We start from the raw sequence: 18,083 nt of genomic DNA on the forward strand, positions 1-18,083 counted from the left end.
ACTTTTGAGGGTGATCAAGCTATCGCCTTGGTCCAGCACCTTATTGAGTGCCTCGAAACGATGAAACCAATGATCTCTCAGATACTCGTGCCTTAATTTCCGCCTGATGACTGGGTTTTCCCAGGGGCGATCGCACTGATAGCGATCGCCTGATCCACTGCTACCGCTGGATCGAAATCTTCCCCCAAAGGGAGGATCGCGGGATGGTAGCGCAATCATTCCGCCCGGGTCTTAGACTCGGTGCCGCACGGCAGTAACTGAGAGCTTTGATATAGAAATGAACCTTAAAGGTCTTTTCTCTTCTTGAGCTAGGTTACTGCCATCTGGCGGCGTTCCCCTTTAGAGGCTTGAAATAGAATTGCAACCGTTCGGGAGATTCGTGGCCCTAAAACGAAGGGGGAATATTTGTGCAAATAGTCCCAGTAGCAACCTTGAAAATTTATGGACGAGAAACCAGTCGTTATTGGGCTAGTACAGAGAGGCAAAAATAACTAGCCAGTCTATTCCAGATCCTGGAACCCTTGGAATTTCCATACGAATGGTTTGGCTTGAGTCCGGTTGTAGTAATCGATAAACTTAAAAATTTGCTCCGATAGATCATAGGTAGAAGTGAACTCCCCTCGCTTTAAAAGGCGACGGGTCAAGATACTGAACCAACACTCAATCTGATTTAACCAGGATGTGTGTTTGGGCACATAAACAAAACGGATTCGATGAGTTGGGTCGCTTAAAAAAGCTTTCCGCGTTTTCATTGATGCCAAAATTCCTTTTTTCCCTTTGACACCTAAATCGATATCTATCTGACAACGAGAGGCTACTAACTGAACTAAAGATTCACTGACATGAGTATTCAGTTGGTCCACAATAAAAATCCATCCGGCTTCTGGGTCTGTGTCAATTGTCTTGGTGATATGGGCGGCAAAATCTATCTCGGTACGTCTCGGGCCAATTGAGGGTTCTATCACTTGCCCTGTGGCTATATCCCAATTGGCTATTAAACTTACGGTTCCATGTCGGATGTACTCGAACTCTATCCGTTTTACTTGTCCCGGAATCATCGATTCTGTCGGGTAAGCTCGCTCTAATGCTTGAATTCCAGTCATTTCATCGGTACTAATCAAATGCACTCCGTTTTTCCTCAATTCTGAGGCTTTTTGGTGCAATTCACAAATATTTTTTACCTGTTCTTGAAATGCGTCCCTGTCTTTAGGGGTTGTATTTAGCCAATATCGAGAGCGGTGAGGTTGAAGATCCGCCTCATGCATAAAAAACGACCCACGCTTCGCTGGGAAATTTCTGTGACTATTCCTCTTTTAACGGCTTCTTCAGCCAGTTCTCTTCGGCTCCATTCATTGATTGGGCGCTCGCTTTGGGATGGATGTTCACAGGCCACAGCCACAATTTGTACAATATTATCTACCGTAAACTTGGCTGGGGAACCTGAACGGGGTTGATCACTCAAAACGGATATAATCAGTTGCTGCAATTTTTGCTCACTAATCTCTAGTGTTTCAGCCTCGGTTAGTCTGGATCTTGCATCAACCCACCGCCCTCGCCACATCCGGACTTGATTCCGGTTCATTTCCAACTGCTCAGAAATGAATGTGTTATTGATTCCATCAGCAGCTAATAAGACTAACTTGGCTCTTTCTACTAATCGATGGGGATTAGTTCCCCTGCGCGATATTTGTTCTAGTAACTGACGCTGCCTTGAAGATACTGTACAGACTTCGGCTTTTGGAGTAGGCATAATTGATTAAGTCGAGATCCAACATGAGGGTGGCCCCGTAAGGGGACCATCTGCCTCTTTCTCTTATTGTAGCTGATTGTGTTCTTTTGCCTATCTGTACTAGACGTTAGTAAAGATAACGTCGTAGCTTGTACTTTGACAGAAGCACCGTTTGACCTGAAACGGTACTTTAAGGAAAACCGGGAAAGTTTTCCTAGATTATATTCCAACCGTGATGGAATCAGGGAACTGTTAGCAATGAACCCTGATTGCGTGGTGATGGAACCAACTGGTGTGCACTACTCATGGATTTGGGCGCATATCCTAAAAAAGGAAGGGGTCAAAATCCTCTGGGTAGGACACTCAGAAGTTGCAGCGTTTCGCAAGTCTAAAAAATTGCCAGATAAAAATGATGCTGCCGATGCGCTAGCACTTGCAGCGTATGCACTCGGATTTTGGAACTACCCAGAAGCGTTCATTGGATATGATCATGAAAGCCTTATTATCCCGATGAGAGATGGCTGTTTACAGCTTCAGAATCTAAACCGGATCCAGAGTCCGATTATTAACCGATTGCGTCAGCAGCTAGCTCGGGAATTTCCGGAAGCAGCTTTGAAGAAATCGCAACGGGCAAGGGACGGGGAAATCCCTCTATACTGCTTTTTAGCTGAAAGAGAGCGGAAAATAAAAAGGAGCCGGAATTTTTACGAGGGTCTCTATCAAATTTCAATTGCCCCCGCCTATGGTGTAGAAATATCAGAATTTTCGCGCAAGTTAGCGGATCATCTGTGTGATTTAAACAACTGGGAAATCGAAATCAAGACTAAACTCGCGACCATCTTACGCCAACCGGAACTCAAAGTTTATAACGAGGTTATGGATGATCTAGGGATGGGGCTACGGACTAAATGCTGGGTAATATCCCAAATCTACCCGATCGAGCGGTTCCTGGGGTCAGGAAACTATCGCTCCTGGCGAGCAAGATTTAAGCAGCGGTTAGGGTATGGGGGGGTTGAAGACTCATCCGGTGATAAGGAAAGGACCCAAAAGAGCGGATCCAAGATATCCCGGCAAATGCTGTATCTATGGATCGTCACAACGATCGCACCCGCGAAGTCGCGACCCGATAGCGCGATCGCAAAAGAGCTTGCTGAGTTCTACGATTCTCGCACCCGGCAATATAACGAGAACCCTGAAATATTCCATTCCAAGCTGCTACTGAAACAGCAGCAGGATGCGATCGCCACCCTAAAGAACCAACTAGGCCCATTGCTTTCCCCGGCAATAGTCCGCCAGGTTGAGCAAAACTTGACCCTAGCACTAGACTTCCCCACGCTGGTGGGAACCGAAGGCAAAACTAGCGCGCCAGTGAAAAAGGGTGAGGCAAGAAAGCGGTTCGGGAAATTAATCTGTAGTCAAACTGCTGCTAAAGGTGTTGAGTTATTGTTCAACGAACTGATGCGAATTTTGCACCCAAAACCTTGACCCTGTAAAGAATACAAATGCCCTCTTAAAACATTAAGAGGGTTTATTTTTGAGATATTATTCTGAGTAAATAGAAGAGGAAAACGCAACCTGATGACTTCTGCCCCTTTAGTCGTTCTGTGTTTAGCCTACATTTTAGGATTGCTCTGCACCCGCTTTATCTGGGGAGGAGTAGTGGTCCTGACTTTGACGGGAGCGATCGCCGCGATCCTGTTGCTGAAAGTACCATTTCCCAAACGTCTTGAAGTCCTCAAAGCCGGGTTACAACCCAGAATTTGGCTAATTGCAGGAGCAATTGGGTTTCTGGCGACCCTCTATTTACCCCTGCGGCAGCCACAAATCGGCGTCAATGATATCAGTCGGTTTGTGGCTGCCTCCGATGCCCCCACTCAGCAGCAACTGGTGAACGTCTTCGGAAAAGTCGCCAGTGAACCCCGATTAACCCGCAGCAACCGGATTCAATTCTGGTTTGAACCCAACCAAGTGATTGAAATTGTCGGGACCTCGGGGCGGGGGGGTAGCGATACTGCCAAAACCCAAACCGTTACCGGCAAGCTCTATGTCACCGTTCCCTTACTTCAAGGCACCGGCTTATATCCGGGTCAACGGGTGGAGGTAACGGGTCGATTGTACTTGCCTCAACCGGCAGCAAATCCCGGAGGATTTGACTTTCAGGCTTATTTGGCAAGAGAAGGGACTTTTGCCGGGTTAGCGGGACGGCAGGTGAATTTTCCGTCCAGTGCAGGCTCCCCTCCTACCTGGGGACTGTGGCAACTGCGACGGCGGATTCTGCGTGCTCAAGTCCGGGGATTGGGAGTGCCAGAAGGTCCCGTCCTCAGTGCAATGGTTTTAGGCAGACGTGCGGTGGATCTACCCCATGACATCCGCGAACGGTTTATGCAGGTGGGTTTAGCCCATGTTCTCGCTGCTTCAGGATTTCATGTAGCGGTTATTTTAGGATTGGTGCGGGCTGTCACCCGCCGGTTTTCTGAGAAAGCCCAATTTGGGTATGGGGCGGCAGTTTTAATTATCTATGTGTTCGTAACTGGGGGTTCACCTTCGGTTTTACGAGCGGCATTAATGGGTTCTGCGGCATTATTGGCTCCTTTAATGCAGCGTCAGGTGAATGCTTTGGGGTCTCTGCTACTGGCAGCGACCTTTTTGTTAATTTGGAATCCCCTGTGGATTTGGGATTTAGGATTTCAAATGAGTTTTTTGGCGACTCTGGGGTTGTTAGTCTCGACTCCAGCAGTTTTAAAGCGGTTGGATTGGTTACCTCCGGCGATCGCCTCTTTGATTGCGGTGCCGATCGCCGCTTCGGTGTGGGTGCTGCCCTTGCAACTCTATACCTTTGGGGTATTAGCTCCTTATAGTATTAAATTAAATATTCTGCTCTCGTTACCTTTGGCGGGGATTACTCTGGGAGGATTTATCAGTGCGATCGCCGCTGCAATCTGGCCTCTAGCGGGGACAGCGATCGCCTGGTTGCTGTATTATCCCCTGAAATTGACCATCAATATTGTCGAATTTGTCAGCCAATTACCCGGGAATTCCATTGCCACAGGAACGCTCTCGATTGTGCAACTGGTGATTCTCTATGGAATTGTGGTGTCGGTGTGGCTGATTCCGTGGTTGCATCAAAAACGGCGATGGATGTTGGGATTGCTTTTTGCCGTGGGTTTGGTGGTGGTGCCGGTGTTCTATGCTCAGACGACGGTATTTCAGATTACCGCCCTGGCAACGCGGGGAGATCCGGTTTTGGTGGTTCAAGATCGGGGGAAAGCGATTGTGATTAATAGTGGAGATGAGGCGACGGCACGATATGCGGTGTTGCCGTTTCTGCGACAACAGGGGGTGAATCAAATTGATTGGGCGATCGCTACAACCCCAGTAAATTACCGGAGTGGGTGGTATCAGGTTTTGGATAGTTTGCGCGTGCGGGTATTTTCTTCCCCAGAAACTGGCCCCCATCAGACGGGCGATCGGCCCTTGTTGACGACTTTAAGCAATCGCAAAGGGTCTTATCATCCTTTACCCGTCGGGCAAACTCTGGCAGTGGGGACAACGGGCGTTCATGTGGTGAGTCTGAAGCCCCCAGTGGTGCAGTTCCAGATTCGCAATCAAATGTGGTTTTTATTGGGGGATTTGAATCCTTCGGAACAAAGCCGTTTAGTGACAGCGGGTGCGTTGTTGGAGGGAGAGAATGGTCCGGCACCGTTGCGGGTGTTGTGGTGGTCCGGGGAACAGTTGGCTCCTTATTTAGTGGAGGCGCTGCAACCGTCCGTGGCGATCGCCTCGAATGATGCGATCGACCCGGAGACAGAACGATTACTGCGGCAACGGAATACTCAAATTTATGCGATCGGTCGGGAGGGGGCGATTCAGTGGAATTCCCGGGATGGCTTTGGCTCAACCTTGGATCCTCGGGAAAATGAAAATCTTTTTCTCTAGGGCTTCCCAAACCTGGTGAGATAATGTAACATGAGCAATTGGAGAGGTGGCAGAGCGGTTGAATGCGGCAGACTCGAAATCTGTTATGGTGTCACAGCCATCGGGGGTTCGAATCCCCCCCTCTCCGTTTGTGAATGTTGTGGGCGATTTCATTAATTCTGAATAATTGGGTTGGGGGCTGTTTTTGGCTACGGTTATACTGAATTCAGTATCATCAACAGCACCTATGGAACGCCCGATCGCCATTTCAGAAGATCTCGCCCATCGACTCGAACGCTATTTGCAACAGCATCCTCTTGAGAGTGTGTCTGGCTTACTGGAAGAAATTCTCCAACAAAAAGAAAACAACAGTAGCGCAACCCCTAAATTTTTAAGAATTCAACCCGCCGCCACAGGTAGCGGATATCGTCATACTTCCATCGCCCATGATCAGGTTCTGGCTGAGACTGCCGAGGAACAGAAGTGAAAGCCGTAATTGCAGATACAGGCCCGCTTTATGCGGCTGTTGATCCCAGCGACCAGTACCATGAACGTGCTCAAGCAGAACTGCAACAATTAGAAGGGCAAAAACTTCAGGTTATCATTTCTTATCCTGTTGTCTGGGAAGCCTACAGCTTGGTGATGCAGCGCTTGGGAACGGGTTTGGCTATCGAATTGATTGATAGTTTGGAATTGGGGGCAGAATTGATCAATCCCACCGAGCAAGACTATCAAACAGCGCTCGCACGAGTTCGTCTTTATCCCGATCAACGGATTACCCTATTTGATGCCTTAACCGGAGCGATCGCCCAACGGTTGCAGCATCCTGTCTGGACTTACGATTATCACTTTGATGTGATGGGAATTCCCGTTTGGCGATAGGCGATATAATTCATCAATCCTAGGTTGGGCTTGAGGATATTTGATAGCTGGAATCTGCCAGCGGACGGCGTAGGGCAAGGTATCAATCCGGATTTGAGAAGAGGCGATCGCATTTTTGATGACTCTATGCAACGAGGCGTTTTGGGGGGTCATGCAACCCGGGATAACAGGGGGAGAATGGTGTTGATCTGTTCCATAATTTGGGTTTCCCATTCGATTTTGGGAATTCGGAAGCATTCAAAAGTTTGACTCATGGTTATTTATGGGTAAAGTTGGCGGGTAATCCCCCACAGTGATTAACCAAGGGGGACTCAAGATCCTTATCCGTCTAATGAAACCTAATTTATGGCGATGGAAAATCGGGTCATCCAATCTTATAAGTTAGCGGGAAAAGAGGCTAAAGGCTTCTTGCTAATGATGCGTGAGCCGAGAGATAAACGCAGCATCCCCAAAGCAGTATCGCCCTTGATGCAATGTTCGAGATTCGCCCCGTCTAAGTTTGCTGACGTGAGGTTCACACCCCTGAGATTCGCCTGATAGAGATTAGCGGCGCTGAGATTTGCCCAGGTTAAGTTGGCGTTGCTGAGATTGGCGGCGCTAAAGTTGACCTGAGCGGCATGACAATGGCTGAGGTTAGAACCGACTAGGCTGGCTTGGTAGAGATTAGCCCCGACTAAGAAAACGCTAGTCAAGTTGGCGCGATCAAGGTTGGTGCCGCTTAAGTTGGCATTCAATAGGGAAGCATAACTTAAGTCGCAAGCCACTAAGATACTGTCGGTTAAAACCAGATGGTTTAAATTTAGCCCGCGTAAATCTACATTGGATAACTGTAGACCATTGAACTGTCGCTTGTCTTCCTCCAAGCTTTGCCGGAATTCCTCTCCACTCATGGTAATTTTGGTAGAGTCTACATGGCGGTTGGGGGTGGTGCGATCGCCTTTCAAGATTGCTTTCAAACGGTTAAACATAATCACTCCAGGTTGGTTAGAAGTTGAATTTCAGGTTGGAAAGTCCCGGGAGGGCGATCGCCCGATCGCCCTTTCCGGCTTACATCCCCAAGGAACCCCACAGTTGGGGGACTTTACGAGCAATGTTTTCCCGCAGTCTGGGAACCAGTACCATTGCAGTTTTATAGAGCTCCTCAATGGCATCTGCGATCAGAACAAGTTGCAAGTCAGGATTGGGATAACTATTGAGTTGTTGTCCGAGGCGTTGGGGGCGAAGGTGCTCACTCAGGTAAGCTAAAAAATAGCGGACATCGTTAACGCGCTTGACTGTATCCACATAGCACGAGGCAACACCCTCCTCCACGCCAGGTTCTGGGGGGTCGGGATGGCTCCGCGCGATCGCAGTCAGGCTATCAAGACACTCCACAGTTTCCTTGAATCTGTCGAGTAGCTCGAAACGCTCCTCTGGACTGGGGATTTCCCGGTTGCGAATCTTGTCCCCGAAGGTGGTCACTTGGGCGCTTAAACTCATAAGCAGAGGCGGCAAAGCTGACGCAATCTCGTCTAAATCCTTGAACAAGGCTCGGGCTTGTTTCGGTGACATCAGTTGCTTCTGATGGGCGAGTCGAGCGATTTCCACTAGCTGAGGCAGGGACTCACAGCGCCCAGTCTTGCGGTATTCCGCTAGGAATCGTTCCAGGATCATGCGATCGCTCACAGGAGCTTGACGCGGAACATCAACGGGAGTGAGATTCGGAGGGTTTGAGTTCCAGTTGGGGTTGTAGGCTTTCATAGGAATTATTTTTCTGTTGCTCATGGTTTGGGGTAGGGGCGATCGCCTTGAATCCAGAGGGATAGTTCAGGGCGATCGCGCTTAAAGTTCAGAACTAAATGGCTGATTAATTTGAGGGCAATGACTGATTCCTAAACATCGTCTTCCGGTTCATTGCCATCTGCCGCCCGAATCAACTCCTCCAGGTAAGCATTTAAGGCTTCCCCCACTGCATCATTGCGGGACCGTTGGGTATCGTCTACTTGGGCGTGGGCGAGAGTCATTAAGCAGGCACCGCCACTGCTGACAACGGATAAAATTAGGAAGAATAGGGGAAATCCTAACCCAGCAATATCGCCCTGGGTGAGCTTGTTATGGAGATTAACCATCGCCAGCCGAATGGTTTCCGTACCCGATCGCAGGTCGTAATTCTCATCAAAATGGCGGGCAAATAATTCGGGCATTTGCTGTTGTAAGAACAAAACGTCATCACCTAATTCATGGCGTTTGGCTAATTTTTCGTTCCATCGTTGTTGAGCTTCTTCCTTGGTTGCTGCTGCTTCTCGTTGCAGGCGCAACACCCGCTGTTCTAGGGGTAAGTTTTCTGTGGGTACTGAATTCCAATTGCGATCGCGATTTTCCCAGGTCCCGAATAAGCGAGTGTAGAAGGTATTCCAATTCGGATGGCTGCGAGACATTCCTTGAAACTCCTGGAAAGCGGCTTCATATTCTTGGCGGGCACTTTCAGAAGCGGTACTGGTGGCGGGCATATCCTCCAAATTTTTGGTTAGGCGATAAATCTGCTCGATCGCCTTAAGTCGGCTGAGTTCGGGACGATTATTCATCGCTTCGCTCCCTACAGCAGCGGCGATTGATTGCAGAATTGACATAGCAATCATTGCTACTGCTCCCGCTGTTGCCCAGGATCGGTTACCATATTTGCGTCCCGCTACAGCAGTCCCATTATCATTTGTGAATTTGATAATCAGGACATTCAAAGTCAAGCTTGCCATCATTGCTGGAAGATTCCCAAAATCTTTGAAAGCGAAGTAGAGTATCGGTTGATTAGTAATCGCATTGAGTAGACTACCAATACTAATCACCCGTGCAGTCAGGTGGGAATGTTCTTCTAATTCGTCAGTGACGTAATTTTTGCCATAGAACTCTTGGGCATTGGCAAAAATAAGACTGAGGAGCCATAACACAATGTTCTTGACTGTCCGTCGGAAAGCATTAGGTTTGCAGGGGGTTTCCATCAAATCTTGGCGGGTTTCCCGTAATGTTTCTGCTCCCCGTTTTGCTTCGACTTTAGAACTGGGAATTACATCGGAGTGGAAGACTGGTTTATTCATAATGTTGAAGCTGTAAAGGTTATGGAATTTTGGAAGAGAATTAGATTCCTGGAATCTATCCCTCCAAACTTCTCTAAAAAAGATGGTAAATGCCTCTTCATTAACAAAGTCTGGAGAGATAAGGATTGCTCCTATTTTTATCAATCAAATGGGCCTGGATTGATGCGCTCCAGAGTATTGATATTTTGGGGAGGATTCAAACTATTGCTGAGAGAGTTAACCACCAAAAGCAACATGATGGCAACCACCAAAAAAGTGATTAAGTTAGCAACCGGATGAAAGGGTGTTTCTGGCTGCATTTTTTGCCCGCAGAAGGAACAGTAAATCCAGAATCCCCGGTCTTCCCGGGTGCAGGGGAGACTATGCAGTTGTGTCATGTCTTTGTAGGGGCAAAGCATCATATAGAATAACCTCTGGTGAGTGTTGGAATTCTAAAGACACCCGCCTAAAGGGGATAGGCGGGTCTGTTGGATTGATCGCACTAATCAGTGGGGATAATAATCATCATTTGATTAGTGAGCAGTTCAATGGCGATTGCCGTCTCCCCAAGCGCTTTCCCCAAGGCAGAGTAGCCTTCGAGCATTGTCTTTAAATGCTGGCGTAAAACCTCTTGGTTCATGTAGATCTGCACAAGCAAGATCGGCTCCCGAATCCATGTTTGTTTATTGTGGTCGTACCAAGCTCCATCAGACGGAGACGGAAAGACGTTATACCCTCCGGCTGGTTGGTTAATCTTTTGAAGCCAGGACTCGGACTCAGCGTATAGATGAAATGGAATATGCACACGGAGTACAAAAACAAGCGGATTGACCGGGATTGACAAAGAAGCGATCGCCTCTTGGACCATCTCGCTCAAGGATGTGGGGTCAAGAGACAGTTCAGCTTGTACTTTAGATCTGGCGATCGCCTGTTGGACCCTCTCATCGAATCTTGGGCCTGCCTGAGAGGATTGTGGCGTTTCAGGACAACACGGTTCGGTTGTCACCCCTAGACCGAGCAACAGCTTTTTGCTATTATTGTTCATAAGTTAAATATTGTCGGAATCAAATTTCCCTCTAAGCGATTGGTGTCGCCGAGGGATGGACAATGCAAACATGGGAGCGGGTTGGAGCTGGAACTCCAGCCCGATTTTTTTATGATATGCTCAGGTAACAAAAACGTCAAGTCATTACGCAAATTTTTAAATAACTACGCAATTTTTATAATCACCGATACAATTTGGGGTTTTTATGCACATATTAAGCTATAATGCTAAACTGGCATCGAATATATGGTCCGGCGACAAGTTATGAACGCTCAAACCTTCCAAGACCAACTAACGGCTCTGAAAGCAAAAAAGAAGACTTACGAGGTTTTAGCCACATTTCTCCAAACAGGCGGAGACTTTGAGCAAACTGCCGCCCAAAGCGGCATCCAAGAAGGAAGTGTCCGAAAACACTTGTCTGAGATCTACACACTCTTCAAGATTGAGGGAAGGAAGCAAAAGCGGGAGCGTCTCATCGCCTTATTCAGCCAGTACCAACCCGAGTTGGTCAACCCAGAGCGGCGTTTGGACAAAGTAGAGCGGCTGACAGGTATTGTTCCCCTGGGTTCACCCTTCTATATTGATCGAACCGAAGACCAGATCATTCGGCAGGCTTTTGAACTTTGTCCTGAAGATCGTCTAGTGTTTTGTCGCCTCCGCAGTGCCAGAGGCTTGGGGAAATCCTCTTTATTGATCCGGTTGCGAGATTTTCTCGAACAAGAACTCGGTCACACCGTGGGATGGGTAGACCTTTCCCAGGGGACGATGGGGGTGTTGCAAGACTTCCGCAGTTTATTGAAGTTCTTTACAAAAGCCGTCGCCGAAGAATTTGCCTGCGCCTTGCCCGAACAATCCCGCTCCCTACCCGATTTACAAAAAAACCACTGGCGAGACGACCTCGCCCCAGGCACGAATTGCATGGACTACTTAGAACAGTATGTTTTTAAGCCCATTCATGAATCACCAGCAGGCCGACCCCTCACTCTCATTATTGATGGGATCGACTCTCTCCTGGGGCAAGAAGCAATACAGTCACCGTTTCTTGACTGGCTCAGAGCCTGGAATGAGAGAAAAATGAAGCGGGTCAGCCGAACGCCGGTGATTTGGTCGAATGTGGTGATTGCCTATTCCACCGAACCCTATGCGGCTTATGAAATGGCGGGTTCTCCACTGGATAACGTCGGTTTCCCAATCGAATTGAAAGAATTTGACCAACTGCAAGTCTGTGAATTGACCAAGCGTTACGGATTAACTTGGCATAACGATCAACAAGAAATTGAGAAATTAATGTCCTGGATTGGCGGCCATCCCGAACTGCTCAATCGAGCTTTGTATGCGATGCGGACTGAAAATTTAACTTTAGATAAATTTCTAGAATCCATGACTCAATCGGGCAGTCTGTTCAACAGTTATCTGCAAGGGTATTTAAAAACATTACAAGACCATCCAGCTTTAAAAGACTGTTTACAAAAAATTATCAATGGCCAGACCTGTACTAACCAATTCAGTATTTTTCAACTCGAAAAATCTGGATTGATCAATTTCGATGCTCAGAATCAACCCAAACCTCGTTTTAAATTATATGAGGAGTATTTTAAGCAACATCTTAAAGATTTTTCGCCGACTACAGATGAGGCATAAAGAATTAATGGAGACTTACTATCAAGGGATTCATGGCGGGACACTGCCCCTGGAAGCGGCAACCTATGTCGAACGGGAAGCAGACCAAAGATTATATGATTTTTGTGGCTCTAGCTCCAATGTTGCCCATGTTTTGGCAGCGCGACAGATGGGGAAGTCCAGCTTAATGGTGAGGGTAGCCGATCGCCTGCAACAGAATGGCAACTTTTGCGTTCAGGTGAATCTGCAACAACTGGGTTTGGACCAGAATGGCAGTCCAGAACAGCTTTATCCGAGTCTGCTGTGGGAAATCGAAAAATCTTTGCAGCCCCGAACGGCTAAAGATTTACGGCAGAGGTTAAATACTTTTTTGAATGAACTGCCCCCCAATATCGCTCCCGGTTTGAAATTTCGCGAAGGGCTAGAGTTTTTGCTTTCAGAAGTCGTTCCAGAGTCCTGCCAACTGGTGATATTTTTAGATGAAATTCAACATCTGATTTCCTGGAACTTACAAAATAATTTTCTGGGCTTTCTGAAAGCGATCGCCGGAAACCCAATTTTTGCCCGAGTGAAATTTGTGGTTTTGGGGGTGGCTCGTCCTGCGGATATTCTCACCGATCCGCAATTTGCCTTCAATGCGGTTTACCCGATTGAATTGACAGGTCTGCGTGGGGATTGTCCCCAACTGCTCCGTGGCTTGGAACCATTCACCGACGACCCCCAAGGGGTACTCCGGGAAATTTTAAGCTGGACAGGGGGCAAGCCCTTTCTGACCCAACTCCTTTGTGATTTAGCCGTTCGTGAATTTCACCACATTCCTGCCGAAGAACTACCGCGTCGGATAGAATTTTTAGTAAACAACCATCTGTTCCAGGACTGGCGCAGGAATGATCGTCAATCACATTTTCAAGAGATTGAACGCTGGTTTAAAAACGGTTATACTACGATTAAAGAACGCCAAAAAGCCCTTAAACTCTACTCATCGTTGTTGATGCAGGGTCGGGCGAAGGCGTTCGACGATAGTCCCGAGCAGTTTAGCTTGATTATTTCGGGTTTGGCCGAGAAGCGAGACGGAATGCTGGTGATTGCCAACCGAATTTATGAGCAAGTTTTCGAGACAACTTGGATCACTACAACGGAAGAATACTTAACCAGTTTACAGGAAGAATTTATGGTCAGTGCAAAAATTTTGAATCGCGATGTTTATATCCTAATCGACCAAAGTGCCTCAATGGAGCTAACAGATCGCGATCAAGAAAAAACCCGTTGGCAGCTTCTAGCTGAAAACGTAGCAGGTGATGTTAGAAATCTGATGCGTGACCGCAACGGTCGCAAGGTTTGTGACAAAGTTACTGTATATCTTTTCAGTCGTAATCGAAACGGAAAACGTTTTGAAATTGACGAGAACTCCAGCATTGAGCGCACAATTTTTGATGAAAATTTTCCGGATTCTAATACTTATATTGCTAAAACCTTTGAAGCCTGTTTGAAGGAGCAAGAGCAAAGCCCTAAAATCGAGGCAAATAAAAATGGCGCATTCATTATCATTTACACCGATGGGATGCTAGATGATCGTTCTACCTTTGAGAAACAAATCCGTCAACTTTCGGAAAACCTACCCAACGAAGAGGTTCTCAAAGTGGTGATGATTGGCCTTGGGGATGATGTCAGAAGTAATCCAAAACCTTTTTTGGATTTAGATTTCAATTTAACACAAAATAAGCATAACATTTTTATCTTTGAACTGGCTGATGAAATGGAGGATATTATCGATACTCTTGATCGCCAACTGAGTGACAAGCCGGAAGATCAAGTTCCCGATTGGGTCAAGCAAAATTACCCGGACTGGTTCGCTAAATATCAGCAGTTCCAAAAAACCCGTAAGCCCTAGATGGCAAGGGGACTGATTACAATCAACGGAATGAGTTTTCCATCCATCTAATATCTGAACTGCTCTGGCGATTGCTATATTTCACCATTATCCGTAGACTTGCATGGGCCAAAAGTTTAAGCCCTAAAGACACCCAGAACCCAACTATGAGCAGCCTTGGGTCTCTGGGTGTCTTTGTGTTGAAAAGGAATTACATCGCATCAGGGTCAATGCCTAATTCCCGAAGTTTTTCGGCGAGACGGTTAGCGCGTTCGGATTCGTGTGGGGTGCGTTCTCTGGCTTGTTGGGCGCGTTCTATGGCTTGTTGGGTGCGTTCTCTGGCTTGTTGGGTGCGTTCTCTGGCGCGCTCGACTTCGTTGTACAATTCAACATAAGTGCAGAATTTTCGACCATCGGGACTGTACACTTCTAACCCGGACTCGGGCATTTCAAATCGCACGCCCAATCGAGGAGAAATCCATCCAATCATGGGTTCGATGCGGGTGAGTTGATTGTCGGTACGAATCCAACCTTCTAATTCAATTTTGTCTGGGTCATAGATATAGTATTCTTCGACGCCATAGCGTTGATAAAATTCATGTTTTTTTGTCATTTCCGGTAATGTACTATTCTGAGACAAGATTTCAAAGACGACTTGGGGAGGGATGTTGTCTTCTTGCCATTGCAGATAAGACCCACGATCGCCTTTGGGAGGTCCAAAGGCGACCATCACATCTGGGGCAATTCGCAGTTTATTGTTGCCTTCGACGGGATACCAGAGTAAGTCTCCGGCGACAAATACGTTGGGGTCATCTTTAAACAGGGCATCTATTCCCCCTTGAAGGGTGACAATCCATTGAAATTGTTCGGTGTTATCTGCGATGGGTTGACCGTCGCTTTCGGGGTAAATGATAGGTTTTTTTGGAGTGGTTGTATTTTCTGGAATCATTGTGGCCTCCGTTGGTTGGTTTGGCTCGAATTAGATGTTAAAACCAGGGGGATTTGAGGTGTTTTTTGAGGGGTTTATGATAAAATGATTATAGCAAAATTATTGAATTTTCGGGCTTGGAGATGGATATCAGGGGGTAGGGATTCTCTGATGTTTGGGAAGTGTTATAGGCGCTTAATTTGTTGATTTTTCGGGACAGGGTTCAAGCGTTGTCACGCGGTCCGGACTGGCGATTCGCGAATCGCCTCTACATTATTTAGGGGTTGTTATTCCACTTTTTTTGAGGGGTTTATGATAAAATGATTATAGCAAAGTTATTGAATTGTCGGGCTTGGAGATGGATATCAGGGTTTAGGGATTCTCTGATGTTTGGGAAGTGTTATAGGCGCTTAATTTGTTGATTTTTTGGGACAGGGTTCAAGCGTTGTCACGCGGTCCGGACTGGCGATTCGCGAATCGCCTCTACATTATTTAGGGGTTGTTATTCCACTTTTTTTGAGGGGTTTGTGATAAAATGATTATAGCAAAATTATTGAATTTTCGGGCTTGGAGATGGATATCAGGGGGTAGGGATTCTCTGATGTTCGTGAAGTATTACAGGCGCTTAATCTGTTGATTTTTCGGGACAGGGTTCAAGTGCTGTCACGCGGTCCGGACTGGCGATTCGCGAATCGCCTCTACATTTAGGGGTTGTTCTTCGACAATGCGTAAGTTCTGGAGAGGATTACGATTGAGGATGGAAAATTTTTTTGTCCCCGCTGTGGTTTATAATTAAGGGTTGGGAGATTAGGGTCGGTTTGGTCATTGGTCATTGGTCATTGGTCCTTGGCTATTGGTCCGGGGGACCGATCGCCCCTAGCCATCCCATCCCTCCTGTGACCCTGGATCGGACTAACCCGGTGACCGATCGCCTATTTATATCTGTGAATTTTGGGGCATCCCCTTGAGAATTGCGGTTGAAGTGGGCAAAAAGTGATGGGGATCACGGTTTAGGCGGATGGCGATCACTTCCCTCGGTAGCTTTTTCAGGGATGATTTTAATGGAGGAAAGAGAATAACTTCTCTGGATTCTACCCGATGAGTTCCCTCGAACGCAATGGGTTTTTACTCAAAAAGATTGTTTTTTTTTGATGAGCTGTAGGCAGGAAGCGATCGCCCGTTGAATTTTCTACCAGTCAAGGATGCTAGTCCATTTTATTGACGGGTCAAAAGGCAAAACAGCGATTCCTAACGATTCTGACTCATTCTCCCTAATCCTTCAAAATTTTTTCTGTTCTTTTAGTTTCTTGTTTTTTGCTCGTCCAATTATTTAACCGAGAGGGTTTAAAATGCAGACACTTCAAGCGATCCGATGCCCCAATTGTGGAAGTGTGGCGGAACGTTATTATTTTTCAAAACGAGATTTTAGTCAGACTCAATGTCCAAGTTGTGACTATTTGATGGTGAGTTGTGTGAGTACGGGTCGCGTTGTGGAAGCTTATGCGCCAGGTCTGTCGATTCGGCGGTCCCATTAAGTTGCCCACTTACATCGGTTAATTCTCTCTTCCTTACTAACATTCTTGCTGCTTAGGAAAGGGCGATCGCACTTAAAACGCGATCGCCCCTTTTTTATGCTTTGGAGGCCCTCAGTTGACCACAGGCTGCATCGGCTTCTAATCCCCGAGAATAGCGGACACTGACTGCAATATGTCGCTTTTCTAAGGCTTCCACAAAGGCTTGCACCCGCTGGCGATCGGGCCGTTTAAAGTCTACTTCCTCAATGGGGTTATAGGGAATCAAGTTCACATGACTTTGGAACCCACGCAATAAGCTGGCGAGTTCTTCGGCATTTTCAGGGCGATCGTTAAATCCGGCGAGTAAAATATATTCAAAGGTCACTCGGCGTCCGGAAATTTTCACATACTCTCGACAATCGGCGATGATGCTTTCGATGGGATATCCTCCCGCATTGGGAATCAGTTTTTCCCGGAGTTTTTGGTTCGAGGCATGGAGACTGACGGCGAGGGTAAATTGACCGCGATGTTTGGCGAGTTGGGGGATGCGATCGCGAATGCCAACAGTAGAAATAGTGATGCAGCGTTGACCAATTCCGATATCTTCATTGATGGATCGCACTGCCGCTAACACATTCTCGGTATTGAGTAACGGTTCTCCCATTCCCATAAACACAATATGACTCACCCGGCGTCCAAAGTCTTCCTGTACGGTTAAGACTTGATCCACAATTTCATGGGTTTCCAAATTGCGAGTAAATCCACCTTTTCCAGTAGCACAAAAGTCACACCCCATTGGACATCCGACTTGAGAAGAAACGCAAACGGTGAGGCGTTTTTCTGTGGGAATTCCGACGGCTTCAATGATTTGACCATCGGTTAATTGCAGTAAATATTTAATCGTGCCATCGGAGGCAATGGATTTGTGGGAAATGGTCGATCGCCCGAGGGGATAGTCAGCAACTTGTTCGCGCCACTGTTTGGAAAATACCGTAATGTCAGTCAGCGATCGCGCGCCTTTGTCATAAATCCAGTTATGCAGTTGTTTTCCCCGATAGGCGGGTTGTTGTTGCTGTTGCACCCATTCGGTTAACTCCGGTAATGAGAGTCCCAAGAGGGGTTTTTTCTCCGGGGAAGATTTTCCAGGTTTGGCTTGTTCCACTGTCTCTGTGGCGGGTTGTTCAGCGGTAGGTTGAGGGTTCGTCGTCATGATAGATACAACTCTAAAGGTAGGGGGTCTAGGCGATCGGGATTTGTGGCTAACACAGTTGCAGAACAATTTCGGGCAGTTTCTAGGATAGAGAAAGCATTCAGGATGGTCAGTTCCGTTAACCCCTGCTTTAGTTTAGCAACTCTCTGGGTTGAAAATCGCAGCCCAAATTTATCCCAACTGGGGGGTCCCGACTGGATGAATGCGGCAAGGGAGTGATACTCCATACGGTACTGATAAGTCTATAAAAACGAGGCGCGTCAATCTGTATTTGTAGGGGCGCAATGCTTGCGCCCTCCGGAGGGCGCAAGCATTGCGCC

The 18,083-nt window shown here is 47.2% G+C and carries 17 protein-coding genes and 1 tRNA gene; 8 read left to right on the top strand and 10 right to left on the bottom strand.

The features are described from left to right. Positions 1-92: 92 nt before the first annotated feature. From NG833_RS30530 to NG833_RS19135, 3 genes are all read right to left on the bottom strand, one after another. Entirely contained in the window at positions 93-215 is a 123-nt protein-coding gene (locus tag NG833_RS30530) for a hypothetical protein (protein WP_256556070.1), read from the bottom strand. 285 nt (positions 216-500) lie between these two features. Further along, positions 501-1,127, bottom strand: coding sequence for a transposase (locus NG833_RS19130; RefSeq protein ID WP_254566869.1), 627 nt, complete (start codon positions 1,125-1,127; stop codon positions 501-503). Between the two features lie 92 nt (positions 1,128-1,219). Next, positions 1,220-1,750, bottom strand: a complete 531-nt coding sequence (locus tag NG833_RS19135) for a helix-turn-helix domain-containing protein (RefSeq protein ID WP_254566870.1) — start codon at positions 1,748-1,750, stop codon at positions 1,220-1,222. 78 nt (positions 1,751-1,828) lie between these two features. Here NG833_RS19135 and NG833_RS19140 point away from each other — a divergent pair, with 78 nt between their 5' ends. The 5 genes from NG833_RS19140 to NG833_RS19160 all read left to right on the top strand — a co-directional run bounded on the left by NG833_RS19140 (position 1,829) and on the right by NG833_RS19160 (position 6,526). Further along, positions 1,829-3,214 carry a transposase gene (locus tag NG833_RS19140; RefSeq protein ID WP_309143866.1) on the top strand — a complete coding sequence of 462 codons (1,386 nt, stop codon included), beginning with the start codon at positions 1,829-1,831 and terminating at the stop codon, positions 3,212-3,214. Positions 3,215-3,307: 93 nt separating this feature from the next. Next, positions 3,308-5,665: a ComEC/Rec2 family competence protein gene (locus tag NG833_RS19145; RefSeq protein WP_254566872.1), complete on the top strand. Its 2,358-nt coding sequence runs from the start codon at positions 3,308-3,310 to the stop codon at positions 5,663-5,665. 40 nt (positions 5,666-5,705) lie between these two features. Beyond that, positions 5,706-5,792, top strand: a tRNA-Ser gene (locus tag NG833_RS19150). Between the two features lie 99 nt (positions 5,793-5,891). Next, positions 5,892-6,131 carry a hypothetical protein gene (locus NG833_RS19155; RefSeq protein ID WP_254566873.1) on the top strand — a complete coding sequence of 80 codons (240 nt, stop codon included), beginning with the start codon at positions 5,892-5,894 and terminating at the stop codon, positions 6,129-6,131. Further along, positions 6,128-6,526 (top strand): PIN domain-containing protein, encoded by a 399-nt coding sequence (locus NG833_RS19160; RefSeq protein WP_254566874.1) that lies wholly within the window; start codon positions 6,128-6,130, stop codon positions 6,524-6,526. The genes NG833_RS19155 and NG833_RS19160 overlap by 4 nt, the downstream gene beginning before the upstream one ends. A gap of 374 nt (positions 6,527-6,900) precedes the next feature. On the opposite strand, the gene NG833_RS19165 is transcribed toward NG833_RS19160, so the two are convergent. From NG833_RS19165 to NG833_RS19185, 5 genes are all read right to left on the bottom strand, one after another. Then, entirely contained in the window at positions 6,901-7,494 is a 594-nt protein-coding gene (locus NG833_RS19165; RefSeq protein ID WP_254566875.1) for a pentapeptide repeat-containing protein, read from the bottom strand. A 79-nt stretch (positions 7,495-7,573) separates the two neighbouring features. Next, positions 7,574-8,266, bottom strand: coding sequence for a hypothetical protein (locus tag NG833_RS19170; protein ID WP_254566876.1), 693 nt, complete (start codon positions 8,264-8,266; stop codon positions 7,574-7,576). 131 nt (positions 8,267-8,397) lie between these two features. Beyond that, on the bottom strand, positions 8,398-9,597 hold the full coding sequence (locus tag NG833_RS19175; RefSeq protein ID WP_254566877.1) for a hypothetical protein: 1,200 nt from the start codon (positions 9,595-9,597) through the stop codon (positions 8,398-8,400). A 140-nt stretch (positions 9,598-9,737) separates the two neighbouring features. Beyond that, a complete protein-coding gene (locus NG833_RS19180) occupies positions 9,738-9,998 on the bottom strand; it encodes a hypothetical protein (RefSeq protein ID WP_254566878.1) in 261 nt (86 codons plus the stop codon). Positions 9,999-10,078: 80 nt separating this feature from the next. Continuing rightward, entirely contained in the window at positions 10,079-10,621 is a 543-nt protein-coding gene (locus tag NG833_RS19185) for a hypothetical protein (RefSeq protein ID WP_254566879.1), read from the bottom strand. A 264-nt stretch (positions 10,622-10,885) separates the two neighbouring features. On the opposite strand from NG833_RS19185, the gene NG833_RS19190 reads away from it, so the two are divergent. Next, positions 10,886-12,262, top strand: a complete 1,377-nt coding sequence (locus NG833_RS19190; RefSeq protein WP_254566880.1) for an AAA-like domain-containing protein — start codon at positions 10,886-10,888, stop codon at positions 12,260-12,262. Beyond that, positions 12,252-14,132, top strand: a complete 1,881-nt coding sequence (locus NG833_RS19195; RefSeq protein ID WP_254566881.1) for an AAA-like domain-containing protein — start codon at positions 12,252-12,254, stop codon at positions 14,130-14,132. Before NG833_RS19190 ends, NG833_RS19195 begins: the two co-directional genes overlap by 11 nt. A 190-nt stretch (positions 14,133-14,322) precedes the next feature. Here the strand turns inward: NG833_RS19195 and NG833_RS19200 are convergent, their stop codons facing one another. Continuing rightward, positions 14,323-15,060 carry a Uma2 family endonuclease gene (locus NG833_RS19200; RefSeq protein WP_254566882.1) on the bottom strand — a complete coding sequence of 246 codons (738 nt, stop codon included), beginning with the start codon at positions 15,058-15,060 and terminating at the stop codon, positions 14,323-14,325. Positions 15,061-16,388: 1,328 nt separating this feature from the next. Here NG833_RS19200 and NG833_RS19205 point away from each other — a divergent pair. Then, positions 16,389-16,574: a replication restart DNA helicase PriA gene (locus NG833_RS19205; RefSeq protein ID WP_254566883.1), complete on the top strand. Its 186-nt coding sequence runs from the start codon at positions 16,389-16,391 to the stop codon at positions 16,572-16,574. Positions 16,575-16,668: 94 nt separating this feature from the next. On the opposite strand, the gene rlmN is transcribed toward NG833_RS19205, so the two are convergent. Further along, positions 16,669-17,763 carry a 23S rRNA (adenine(2503)-C(2))-methyltransferase RlmN gene (rlmN, locus tag NG833_RS19210; protein ID WP_254566884.1) on the bottom strand — a complete coding sequence of 365 codons (1,095 nt, stop codon included), beginning with the start codon at positions 17,761-17,763 and terminating at the stop codon, positions 16,669-16,671. Positions 17,764-18,083: the final 320 nt, after the last annotated feature.

Origin of the sequence: Oscillatoria sp. HE19RPO (assembly GCF_024220515.1) — a bacterium.
Lineage (GTDB): Bacteria > Cyanobacteriota > Cyanobacteriia > Cyanobacteriales > Laspinemataceae > Laspinema.

Excerpts from the sequence above, each read along its gene's own strand:
- NG833_RS19145 (WP_254566872.1), top strand. The coding sequence starts at position 3,308 with ATGACTTCTGCCCCTTTAGTCGTTCTGTGTTTAGCCTACATTTTAGGA.
- NG833_RS19205 (WP_254566883.1), top strand. The coding sequence starts at position 16,389 with ATGCAGACACTTCAAGCGATCCGATGCCCCAATTGTGGAAGTGTGGCG.
- NG833_RS19195 (WP_254566881.1), top strand. The coding sequence starts at position 12,252 with ATGAGGCATAAAGAATTAATGGAGACTTACTATCAAGGGATTCATGGC.
- NG833_RS19180 (WP_254566878.1), bottom strand. The coding sequence starts at position 9,998 with ATGATGCTTTGCCCCTACAAAGACATGACACAACTGCATAGTCTCCCC.
- NG833_RS19165 (WP_254566875.1), bottom strand. The coding sequence starts at position 7,494 with ATGTTTAACCGTTTGAAAGCAATCTTGAAAGGCGATCGCACCACCCCC.
- NG833_RS19190 (WP_254566880.1), top strand. The coding sequence starts at position 10,886 with ATGAACGCTCAAACCTTCCAAGACCAACTAACGGCTCTGAAAGCAAAA.
- NG833_RS19200 (WP_254566882.1), bottom strand. The coding sequence starts at position 15,060 with ATGATTCCAGAAAATACAACCACTCCAAAAAAACCTATCATTTACCCC.
- NG833_RS19170 (WP_254566876.1), bottom strand. The coding sequence starts at position 8,266 with ATGAAAGCCTACAACCCCAACTGGAACTCAAACCCTCCGAATCTCACT.
- NG833_RS19185 (WP_254566879.1), bottom strand. The coding sequence starts at position 10,621 with ATGAACAATAATAGCAAAAAGCTGTTGCTCGGTCTAGGGGTGACAACC.
- NG833_RS19135 (WP_254566870.1), bottom strand. The coding sequence starts at position 1,750 with ATGCCTACTCCAAAAGCCGAAGTCTGTACAGTATCTTCAAGGCAGCGT.
- rlmN (WP_254566884.1), bottom strand. The coding sequence starts at position 17,763 with ATGACGACGAACCCTCAACCTACCGCTGAACAACCCGCCACAGAGACA.
- NG833_RS19155 (WP_254566873.1), top strand. The coding sequence starts at position 5,892 with ATGGAACGCCCGATCGCCATTTCAGAAGATCTCGCCCATCGACTCGAA.
- NG833_RS19175 (WP_254566877.1), bottom strand. The coding sequence starts at position 9,597 with ATGAATAAACCAGTCTTCCACTCCGATGTAATTCCCAGTTCTAAAGTC.